The sequence below is a fragment of the Variovorax sp. 01T439_2 genome, assembly GCF_056398445.1.
Genome location: NZ_JBFTPJ010000799.1, coordinates 1 through 2,798 on the forward strand (window position 1 = coordinate 1; position 2,798 = coordinate 2,798).

At 65.0% G+C, this 2,798-nt stretch carries 4 protein-coding genes; all 4 read right to left on the minus strand.

Translation table 11 applies throughout. The features are described from left to right. The coding region (locus AC1DOC_RS27960; protein ID WP_478130948.1) for a GTP-binding protein at positions 1–937 on the minus strand (937 nt) is incomplete at its 3' end. After that, entirely contained in the window at positions 934–1,890 is a 957-nt protein-coding gene (gene truB, locus AC1DOC_RS27965; RefSeq protein WP_012747854.1) for a tRNA pseudouridine(55) synthase TruB, read from the minus strand. The genes truB and AC1DOC_RS27960, both read right to left, overlap by 4 nt. 2 nt (positions 1,891–1,892) lie before the next feature. Then, a complete protein-coding gene (gene rbfA / locus AC1DOC_RS27970) occupies positions 1,893–2,264 on the minus strand; it encodes a 30S ribosome-binding factor RbfA (RefSeq protein ID WP_012747853.1) in 372 nt (123 codons plus the stop codon). Between the two features lie 24 nt (positions 2,265–2,288). Next, positions 2,289–2,798: EF-Tu/IF-2/RF-3 family GTPase (locus tag AC1DOC_RS27975; protein WP_478130949.1), on the minus strand; the 510-nt coding region annotated here is incomplete at its 5' end.

Sequence of the window (2,798 nt, forward strand, 5' to 3'; positions counted from 1 at the left end):
GGGTCGGTTCGTCGACCTTGAGCATGGGCAGCGGCGACGGGTTGGCCGGATCGGTCACGGTCACGCCGATGCCGATGTCGGCAATGCCGTTGATCAGCACGATCTCGCCCGGGCCGGCTTCGGTGGCCTGCACGCGGTCCAGGCCCTGGAAGGTCAGCACCTGGTTGACGCGGCCCTTGACGGTCTTGCCGTCCGGACCTTCCATCACCAGCACGTCCATCATGGGCTTGAGCGTGCCCTGGCTGATGCGGCCCACGCCGATGCGGCCGACGAAGGTCGAGAAGTCGAGCGCCGAGATCTGCAGCTGCAGCGGTGCGTCCGGATCGCCCTTCTGCGCCGGCACATGCTTCAGGATGGTGTTGAACAGCGCCGACATGTCGGGGCCCCACTGCTCGCCGGGCGCACCCTCTTCGAGCGACGACCAGCCGTTGATGCCCGAGGCGTACACCACAGGGAAGTCGAGCTGTTCGTCGGTGGCGCCGAGCTTGTCGAACAGGTCGAAGGCGGCGTTCACCACCTTGTCGGGGTTGGCGCCCGGCTTGTCGACCTTGTTCACGACCAGGATCGGCTTCAGGCCCAGGGCCAGCGCCTTCTTGGTCACGAAGCGCGTCTGCGGCATCGGGCCTTCCTGTGCGTCGATCAGCAGCACCACGCCATCGACCATCGACAGCGCGCGCTCCACTTCGCCGCCGAAGTCCGCGTGGCCGGGGGTGTCGACGATGTTGATGTGCGTGCCTTCCCAGGTCACGGCGCAGTTCTTGGCCAGGATCGTGATGCCACGTTCCTTTTCGATGGCGTTGTTGTCCATCACCGTGTCGACCACTTTCTCGTGCTCGGCAAAGGTGCCCGACTGCCGCAGCAGCTGGTCGACCATCGTGGTCTTGCCATGGTCGACGTGGGCAATGATGGCGATATTGCGGATTTGCTTGGTACTCATGGTGTCGCTTCGGTCTGTTGTGCGTTCAAAAGAATTTGCTGGATTTCGATGGGGTTCAGCAAGCGCCCCGGGATCAGTTCGCCGGCGCTCACATGGGCGGTGCCCAGGAACGCCTGCGGGTCGGTGCCGAACACGGCCACCGCTTCGGCATCGGCCCAGCCGCCACGGCGGCGCAGGCCTGAAAGAAAACGTGCCGCATCTTCGGCGGCGAGCGTGACGCGGCTGTGGCCCTCGACCAGTGCTTCGGCAGGCAACAGGCGTGCCAGGCGCTCGTCTTCGGCCATGGCTTCGAGCGCCTCGATCGTGACGCACTCCGCCTCGCCGAAACCGCCCGTGGCCGTGCGGCGCAGCGACGTGAGGTGCGCGCCGCAGCCCAGTGCCTCGCCGATGTCCTCGCCCAGCGTGCGAATGTAGGTGCCCTTGCTCACGCACGCAACGATGCGGATGCGGGAGCCGTCCAGCTGCGTCAGCGCGAGCTTGTGAATGATGACGTCGCGCGGCGCGCGCTCGATCTCGATGCCTTCGCGCGCGTACTCGTACAGCGCCTTGCCGTCCTTCTTGAGCGCGCTGTGCATCGGCGGAACCTGCCGGATCGGGCCGGTGAACTGCACTTCGACGCGGGCCAGGTCTTCCGCGGTGACATGCACCGGGCGCTCGGCAATCACGTCGCCCTCGGCGTCGCCGGTGGAGGTCTTGATGCCAAGGCGTGCCGTGGCCTCGTAGGTCTTGTCGGCATCGAGGTGCAGCTGGCTGAACTTGGTGGCCGCGCCAAAGCACAGCGGCAGCACGCCGGTGGCCAGCGGATCGAGCGTGCCGGTGTGGCCCGCTTTTTCGGCGCGCAGCAACCACTTGGCCTTCTGCAAGGCCTGGTTGCTGGAGAGTCCCAGCGGCTTGTCGAGCAACAACACCCCATGCACAGGGCGCCGCTGCACCCTTGTGCGTGGCGCATTCATCGCTAGTCGTCTTTCGAACGCGAAGCGACGGCCTGCGCGATGAGCGCATTCATGTCGGCCGCACGCTCGGTGGTGCGGTCGAACAGGAAGTGCAGCGTCGGCACGGTGTGGATGTGCAGGCGCTTGAACAGGCCGTTGCGCAGGAACCCCGCGGCCTGGTTCAGCGCTTCGGTGGTCTCGGTCACGTCGCCCGTGAGCATGCTGAAGTAGATCTTCGCGTGCGCATAGTCGGGCGTGACCTCGACCGCCTGGATCGTGACCATGCCCACGCGCGGGTCCTTCAACTCGCGCGCGATCAGCTCCGTCAGATCGCGCTGGATCTGGTCGGCAACCTTGAACGCGCGGTTGGGGGCGGCGGCTTTTCTCTTGGGCATGGATACGGTCGCATCGAACGCTTGTTACAGCGTACGGGCGATCTCCTTGATTTCAAAGAACTCGAGCTGATCGCCCTCTTTGATGTCGTTGTAGTTCTTGAGCTTGATACCGCACTCGAAGCCTTCGCGCACTTCGCGGACGTCGTCCTTCATGCGCTTGATCGAGTCGACTTCGCCGGTGTAGATCACCACGTTGTCGCGCAGCAGGCGGAAATGCGCACTGCGGTTGACCGAGCCCGAGGTGATGTAGGAACCCGCGACCGTACCGATCTTCGAGGCCACGAACACCGTGCGGATCTCGGCCGAGCCGATGATTTCCTCGCGGCGCTCCGGTGCCAGCATGCCCGACATCGCGACCTTGATCTCGTCCACGGCGTCGTAAATGATGCTGTAGTAGTTCAGCTGCACGCCATTGCCTTCGGCCAGCTTGCGCGCGCCGGCATCGGCACGCACGTTGAAGCCGATCACGATGGCCTTGGAGGCGATCGCCAGGTTGATGTCGCTTTCGCTGATGCCGCCCACGCCGGCGTACAC